This is a genomic window from Pluralibacter gergoviae ATCC 33028 = NBRC 105706 (genome assembly GCF_001598855.1).
Classification (GTDB): domain Bacteria; phylum Pseudomonadota; class Gammaproteobacteria; order Enterobacterales; family Enterobacteriaceae; genus Pluralibacter; species Pluralibacter gergoviae.
In genome coordinates this window covers 1-7,625 of sequence record NZ_BCZS01000066.1, presented here as the reverse complement: position 1 = coordinate 7,625, position 7,625 = coordinate 1, and the positions used below count along the sequence as shown (strand labels likewise).

6 protein-coding genes and 3 pseudogenes are annotated in these 7,625 nt (G+C 49.9%); 7 read left to right on the top strand and 2 right to left on the bottom strand.

The genetic code is table 11. The annotated features are described in order from the left end of the window. Positions 1-128: 128 nt before the first annotated feature. Positions 129-560, bottom strand: coding sequence for a hypothetical protein (locus ENGE1_RS25885; protein ID WP_064360882.1), 432 nt, complete (start codon positions 558-560; stop codon positions 129-131). Positions 561-898: 338 nt separating this feature from the next. Between ENGE1_RS25885 and ENGE1_RS25880 the strand changes: the two genes are divergently transcribed. Further along, positions 899-1,357 (top strand): ImmA/IrrE family metallo-endopeptidase, encoded by a 459-nt coding sequence (locus ENGE1_RS25880; RefSeq protein ID WP_064360881.1) that lies wholly within the window; start codon positions 899-901, stop codon positions 1,355-1,357. Then, entirely contained in the window at positions 1,357-1,791 is a 435-nt protein-coding gene (locus ENGE1_RS25875; protein ID WP_064360880.1) for a hypothetical protein, read from the top strand. The genes ENGE1_RS25880 and ENGE1_RS25875 overlap by 1 nt, the downstream gene beginning before the upstream one ends. A gap of 218 nt (positions 1,792-2,009) precedes the next feature. Here the strand turns inward: ENGE1_RS25875 and ENGE1_RS25870 are convergent, their stop codons facing one another. After that, positions 2,010-2,384, bottom strand: coding sequence for a hypothetical protein (locus tag ENGE1_RS25870; RefSeq protein WP_064360879.1), 375 nt, complete (start codon positions 2,382-2,384; stop codon positions 2,010-2,012). A gap of 1,061 nt (positions 2,385-3,445) precedes the next feature. On the opposite strand from ENGE1_RS25870, the gene ENGE1_RS25865 reads away from it, so the two are divergent. The 5 genes and pseudogenes from ENGE1_RS25865 to ENGE1_RS25850 all read left to right on the top strand — a co-directional run. Continuing rightward, the gene (locus ENGE1_RS25865) at positions 3,446-3,958 is read left to right on the top strand and encodes a DUF2778 domain-containing protein (protein ID WP_048253749.1); all 513 of its coding nucleotides are present in this window, start codon (positions 3,446-3,448) and stop codon (positions 3,956-3,958) included. Then, the gene (locus ENGE1_RS25860; RefSeq protein WP_048253748.1) at positions 3,936-4,205 is read left to right on the top strand and encodes a hypothetical protein; all 270 of its coding nucleotides are present in this window, start codon (positions 3,936-3,938) and stop codon (positions 4,203-4,205) included. Before ENGE1_RS25865 ends, ENGE1_RS25860 begins: the two co-directional genes overlap by 23 nt. Position 4,206: 1 nt before the next feature. Then, a pseudogene (locus tag ENGE1_RS25855) lies at positions 4,207-4,697 on the top strand (Hcp family type VI secretion system effector). A gap of 844 nt (positions 4,698-5,541) precedes the next feature. Then, positions 5,542-5,688 (top strand): annotated as a pseudogene (locus ENGE1_RS29545) (ESPR domain-containing protein); the annotation flags it as partial. 21 nt (positions 5,689-5,709) lie between these two features. Next, positions 5,710-7,625 (top strand): annotated as a pseudogene (locus ENGE1_RS25850) (hypothetical protein); the annotation flags it as partial.

Here is a 7,625-nt window from a genome sequence, read left to right as displayed (position 1 = left end):
TCACACCCGCTACACCATCCGTACCGGGCTGATACAGGCACTTCAGGCCAAAGAGCGCCACCGGCGCAGAATGGCCGCGCCAGCCTACCAATGGAAGAAGCCAGCAGCCCCGAGGTGATAGCCATGCACTATGCCTGTAGCACCGCCGCCAGCTTGTCGGCATGGCTGCTATGCCGCTTCCAGGCGCTGTAAATATCCTTATCCCAAGCCTTACCCGCTTTGGTCTGATACCCTGCCTCATTGAGCCTCTCAGCGATGATTCGGCCATTATCTAAACCCTGCCGGATGGTATCGGCAACAATCCCAATCACCGCCGCCTCATTGTACGGCTGCGGCGGTATTCCCTGCTTACCACCGGCCAGAGCAGCGGCGGCTACTTCCATGCGCTCCACCAGCGCCAACATACGGGACTGTGGGTTACTCTCTGGCTGGTTCAATTTGCTGCGAAGGGCATCGACAAGCCACGCTGTTTTATCGCCGCCAGATGATGCTACAGCGTCATTAAACGCGTCCTGCAATTCTGCTGGAACGCGGAAGGCTACCAGATTGGATTTACTCATGAGGGGCCGCCGTATCAGTGTTTTCTGTCTATACAGTATACCACTGTATAACGCTGTTATACGGCAATATTAGCGGCTAACTTATTGTTTCTTCCGTTGATACTCACTTCGAGGATCGCTGATGAGAGCAGCCGTGAGCCGGTTACATCCGGTATAATCCCGGATGTAGGCAACCGCAGCGTTTGCAAAACAATTGCGAGCTATCACGCAGAAGCAGCAACACGCATTTTTCAGCAGGATTTATCTTCTGTTATGTGCGATTATTGATGGTGATAGACGGTTATAGACCGCTGTAGACATCAAAATACTACCCACACAGCAACAAAAGGAGGTGTTACATGCCAGTCAATACAGCTAAAAGCCTCCTGGCTAAATACTGGAAAGGCGGCTTACCAATCAGCCCCAGTAAGCTTGCTGCTGCTGAAGGACTAACAGTAGAGCCATTCGCTGACCACCAGCATAGGAACCTTTCTGGTGAAGTGGACGGTAAGGTTATTCGTTATAATCCGACAGACTCAGGAAAGCGTCAGCGGTTTACCGTAGCCCATGAGCTTGGGCATTACATGCTTGGGCACGGTCACGCTTTCCGCGATCCATCCGCTCACTTTTCCATGTCGTATTACGACCCAAGAGAAGTGGCAGCAAACAAGTTTGCAGCTGAAATCCTTATGCCGGAATTGGCTGTTAAGGTGCTCATCAAACAGCGCAAAATTACAGACATCAAAGAGCTTGCCCGTATCTTTGACGTTTCAATCAATGCCATGAGCTACCGCTTACAGTCTCTGGGCTTTTTGTAATGGCTAAAGATATATCAGATGACAATCTGACCAGCACGATTACTGCCAGCGAGCAACAAACGCAGCTTAATACCGCATTACAGCAACACCGATTCCGGCGGGTGGCGTTTTATGGATCATGTGTGATTATCACCCTGTTCTTGCTGGCATTACTTTTCTGGCTGGTCTGGTGGCCCATCCACAGCTTTAACCTCAATGAGATTGCCGGTAAGGAACCTAACAAGTACGCTGAGTTCGTATCGCAGACAAAAACGTTATGGTCATTAGGGATTGTCGTTCTTGCGGCCATTCCCACAACACTTGCACTGGCACTATTGCGCTTCGCATTCAGCAAGGACAGCAAAGAAAAAGACAGTGATGTGCCAGGAGTCTGGTTATCACTGGTCAAAGAACTGGCTGACGTTGTGAAGGATTACATCAAAAGTAAAAGCTGATGCGTTGGTTGCCAAACGTGAGGTTGCCAGACAGGTTGCCACCGAAAGCGCTATTTTAAAGTGGTTACCAATCATGGTTACCACGACTGGTTAACAGCAAAATGGGCCTTTTGGGGCGTTAACCATCTCAACGCATAGCGGGTAAGGTTAACGCATAGGCTCCACGCATAGCCAAGGTGTGGTTACATCCGGGATTATGCCGGATGTAGGGGAGGTATTCAGCCAACCCGCGCAAACTCCCCAGATATCGACCCATCAGCTCCGCCTGTATCGCGCATGACCCGGCACGTTCCCGGCAGGCCGTAGCGCGTCACGTTACACCAGACGCCGTGAGCGTCGGCGCTACTCTGCGTTGTGTTCTGGCGCTGTTCATATACCGTTACCCGTTCCAGCAGACCGCCAGCAACCATATTTTCTAGCGTGCGCCGGGTGGATTCGAGCTGGTGGCGCTTGCCGAACGACTCCATGCCGTGAAGCAGGTAGGCAATGCCGGATACGTCCAGCGGAGGAGCGCCGATCTCGCCCTTTACCCAATCGAGGTTATCCGGCTCAAAGTAGCTGAGTATCTCTTTTTTGCGGCTGGTCATTCTCATGGCTGGCTGATTCCTTATTGTGGGATAGATGTATCATACAATAAGAGTGAGGACGGCAAGGGCGGGATGCTTAAAAAATGGTCTTTTGGTGGCAACGAAAAATCATCTGGGGGTACTTTTGGGGGTATCTTGAAAATTGAAACGAAAATTTATTAAGTAAAAACAATGCCTTTAATGGTTATGTTTTGTTCCTATTATCGCACCATCAACAGAAAGTCCCGTAAAAAAAAGCATCCTTTAGCATGATCACCTAAAGGTTTGTAATGTCTGTTCTAACGTCTGTTAGCACAGACAAACGCCTTTGCGTTGTGTCTGATTAAATATTATACAGCGTACTGGCCGGGTAGTTACCAGGCTCAACCCCGAACAGCACAAGAAATTGTGCCACCCTTTGAAGCTGGAAGAGTTGCCGGACTCAAACACATTACTTGAACCCTTAGCTATACGTTCCGCGCTTCGTGCGGCGCTCAATGGTGCAACACCTTGTGAAAGGTCGCAGAGAATAAACGGGCGTAATGTTGGGAAGACTAAGCGGACCGGGAAAGAATCCGGCTCTGCCACGGTTGCAGCCACCGGATCACAACGACTACCTGATAAGAGAACGTGCTAAGGCTTTATCCTCCCTGCGAAGGGGCGACATCCAGCGTAAGCGCTACGCGCCGCCTTTTCTTATGTACCCAACACGGAACGTATGACCATCTATTACCTGCACCTTTATAACTTTATTTGTAATGTGACTTTGTTATACGGTGTAACTACTTAAAATTATATGATTTATGCGAGGTGGATTATGTTAAACGCTACCAAAAGCGCCGCGACAAAGCGCAACAACCGTAAAATCCATGACTGTAAATTTCTGGCAACTCCAGAGGGTAAAGCCTGACTTGCGAAGAAGCAGAGATCAGGATTAGTCAGGGCTGCTAATACGATGTTCTGATCTGGTTTATCACCCTCATTTGTTTCACAAAATCAGACTTTTCCCGGAAGAAAACTTTCACCTATCTGATTGCGTAGGAGTACGATTAACAACTAAAAATACCCATTCAGAATAAGTGGTTATTATGGCTTTACATGGAAAGTTAATACTTAGCGGGGCTGATTATGTTCCGCTTACCTTTGACGGGATCGGCGTGTTCATGGCTTTTTCTGGCAATGGTCTTTATAAGAACAAGGGCGCGTGTGGAATGATAATCAATGATGGCCCACTCCCTCCAGGGAAGTATTACATCGTAGACAGGCCAACCGGAAGCAAGCTAAACCAAGTTAGGGCATGGGGTATCGACTTAGTTAAAAGCACCTTCATGTATCACGTTGATCATTCCGAATGGTTCGCGTTGTACCGGGCTGACGGTATGATTGACGACACTACATTTTACAAGGGTATTTCCAGAGGTAGTTTTAGACTCCATCCGGGCCAGCTTTCTGACGGCTGCATAACCCTTGCTCACCAATCCGACTTCAACAGGCTGCGCGACGCTCTTTTACGAACAAAGAAAAAGAAAGTACCGGGTATAAATTTAGATTCATACGGCACGATTGAGGTGGTAGCCAATGGCTCGAACACTTGCCCGTAGATTAGCTAAGGTTGCCTACTTCCTGTTAATCCTGTTCGTTATTGGGCGTTCCTTGGGTGACCCGTACTTGTGGGTTAACCATGACCTTGGCTATTGGGTGGTACATCTGTTTTACGGTAACGAAGATGCAGGAGTGGAGAACATCGAAGATGTGTTTTTCTACATCGCTTTTATTACTGAGATCGCAGCAACAACAGCAATTTATCTCATAACGATGAAGTTGATCAGAAAAATAAGGAGCAAATGAAATGCCAATCCCTCCGTACATGTGGCTTAAAGACGATGGCGGTGCAGACATTAAAGGATCTGTAGATGTTCAAGACCGTGGCGGCAGCATTGAGATTATCGGATTGAGCCACGGTATTAACTTACCTGTGGACAATGCCAACGGTAAGATCACTGGTACGCGCCAGCATTCATCAATGATGATTGAAAAAGAAGTTGATAGCTCTACCTCGTACCTTTATAAGGCTGCGGCAACGGGCCAGACGCTGAAATGCGCCGAGATTCGTTTCTACCACATCAACGACGCAGGGCAGGAGGTAGCTTATTTTCTGTCCTGATGGAGAATGTGAAGATTACAGGCGTTAACTGCGGCGTTCCTAACTGTAAACTTGCAGCTAACGACAAGATGAATCACATGGAATCAGTGGCGATGCAGTACGAAAAGATTTCCTGGAAGATTCACGACGGTAACATTCAGTATACGGACGCCTGGAACGAGCGCCCAACAGCATAAAGAAAGGGGGCCTTGTTGCTATCCGTGTGCATTTTTCTTATCGCCGGCGTTTACGTTCCATCACTACGGTAGGCTGCTTGAGAGCCGCACCTGTCGATTGAACTGGGTGACGTACCGTCCTGCAAGGGGGGCCCGCTGCGGGACACGGCATCCAGTACGGGCTGGTGAACGAGCTCAGGAGCATGCGTCGCAGCTACGTGCGCCACCCGCTGCTGAACATTCTCTCCCATTTAAATGTCTGCACCAAGCCTAGCGCAGTGCCTAAATATGCACGTCTATGCACTTATTTTGCTGAATATAAGATGCGTCTTCAATAATTATATAAATATCTTATATGACTTATTAGAAATGTTTTTGCTATCGGAAAGTTATTTTCTATTGAAGGCTGGATAACTTTATGAAAACGATCGCTTTTTATACCTGGCATTAACCATGCCAATTTTAAATTATTTTGCTTTTTTAGGTTTTAAATTAATTTTTTATGATTATTTTAAGCAATTTATAGCGTTTCTTGATGTTAATGAAATGTAGTTTAGTAAAGTGGGCGTTATTTTTGCATAGATTCCACACGGCATTCTTCGCCTTTTTATCTCATTAAATGAGAATTGTTTTTATTTATTTTTATTCAATAAAAACAAATGCTTAAGTTTTGTTGTCTATGCAAAAATGATGGTTGTCAATATTTTGATATAAGAGCCATCGTTTTTTTCTAACATGTTGTTAAGTAATTTCTTGTTATTGTTGTGTGAAAGCTGTAGAGCATTTTATGGAATTCTTTAGTTGCCGTTGAAAATGCAGATTTAAACGGTGGCTCTGGGCAGTTGTTTATATAGTGAGGATTAGTATGATGCTGACACTATGTAAAGCTCATCAGTGTCATCATTTCGAGATAGAAAGAATGAATAAAATATACCGTGTCGTCTGGTGCCACTCGCGGCAGCAGTGGATTGTGTCGTCTGAATTTGCAAAGGGCCATACTAAGAGTACTTCTCGGGCCAGTAATAAACCGCGAGTGTCACTGATTGAAAATAGCAAGCGGGCGTTAGTCGCGGCGGTAACGGGGTTGGTTGTTTTTTCGGCCATTCCCGCCCAGGCGGCAACGCTTCCCAAAGGTTACGGCAACGGCATTAACGGGACGATAGCTTACCCGAAAACGGCGATGGCCTACGGGGATGGCGCTTTAATTGACGAAGGTGCGGATGGCTCAATTCTTTACGGTATCAATTCCACCATCAATGCGAACGCGACCAACTCTATCATCATGGGGGGAAACTCCTCTATTGCTGCGGGCAGCAAGTCGGCGGTGGTCCTGGGAAACGATTCCAGCGCGAATAAAGATAATGCGATTGTTTTAGGTAACACCTCCAATGCCAACCAGAGCAACGCCGTCATTATCGGCAACAACTCCAGGGCAGACGGTGAAAATTCGCTGGTGTTCGGTAACAGCGCCCTGACTGCTAATAACGACGCCGTTGCTATCGGTACCGGCTCCCAGGCGCTGGCAGAGCAGTCTCTGGTGCTCGGTATCGGCGCAGCATCTCACCAGGCAAAAGCAATTGCTATCGGCTCCGGGTCTGATGCCAACGGTGAAAATGCGGTGGTGTTGGGGACCAATGCCAGCGCCAGCGCCAACGATGCGGTCGCCATCGGTACCGGCGCTCAGGCCACCGGCGTTAACTCCGTCGCGCTGGGGACGGGGTCCGTTGCCAGCGGCAGCAGTACCGCAACGGCCCGGTCTGCCGGGCTCAGCGATTACAACAGCGATACGATCAACGGGGTAAACCTTCAGTTCAGCACCACCGGCCACCCGCTGGGTGAAATCAGCGTGGGCAGCGTGGGCAGCGAGCGCCGCATCACCAACGTCTCTGCGGGTCTGATTGGCGCATCCAGTACGGACGCCATCAACGGCAGCCAGCTCTATGCGGTCGCCACCAAGCTGGGCCAGACGGAAAATAACAACACTTTTATCACCAACCAGGTCAGCGGCATCGACAGCAACGTCAAAAAAGGTCTGAATTTTAGCGCCAACAGCGGCGCCGATGTTAATCGCCAGCTTGGCGATACTCTGGCGGTGACCGGCGGATACAGCGCTGGTGGTGCGACCTCTGGCGAAAACGTAACAACCCATACCTACAGCGACGCCAGCGGCAAAGTGGGCATTGCTATTGAGCTGGCGAAAGATGCGACCTTTGACAGCGTCACCACCGGCAATAGCCTGCTCAATAATCAGGGTCTGACGATCGCAGGCGGAAGCTCCCCGGTCACGCTCACCGGTAACGGCCTTGATAACGGCAACAATAAAATCCTCAACGTCAACGACGGCACTATCGCCTCAGACAGTAAGGATGCGGTGAACGGCAGCCAGCTCTACTCTCTGCGCGAGAGCATCAACAACATTTCCACCGGCACCGGCGGTGGTAAACCCTGGATGCTCTCCAGCACCAGCGCCGGGGAGACGCATGCGGCGGCAGTGATTGCCGGAAACGAAGTGAATCTCGCTAACACCGACGGCAACCTGACTATCGACCAGCAGGATCCGGACGCTAGCGGAAAATCGCAGCTGACCTTTGGCCTGGCGAAAGATCTCACCGCAGACAGCGTGACCACCGGCACCACCACCGTCAGCGACGGCGGCGTGACCGTGAGCGGCGGCGATAAGCCGGTGACCCTGACCAGGGACGGCCTCGACAACGGTGGGAACACCATCACCAACGTCGCGGACGGTAAGGTCGGAGAGGGCAGCACCGACGCGGTCAACGGCGGGCAGCTCAACACCGTTCAGACCCAGGTCGATAAAGGCATGACCTTTGCCGGGAACAGCGGCGACGCGGTGACGCGCAAGCTCGGCGACACCCTGGCGATTAAAGGAGGTCTGGATGCAGACAAAGCCAGCTCCGGTCAGAACGTCATCACCCGCACCAGCGCCGA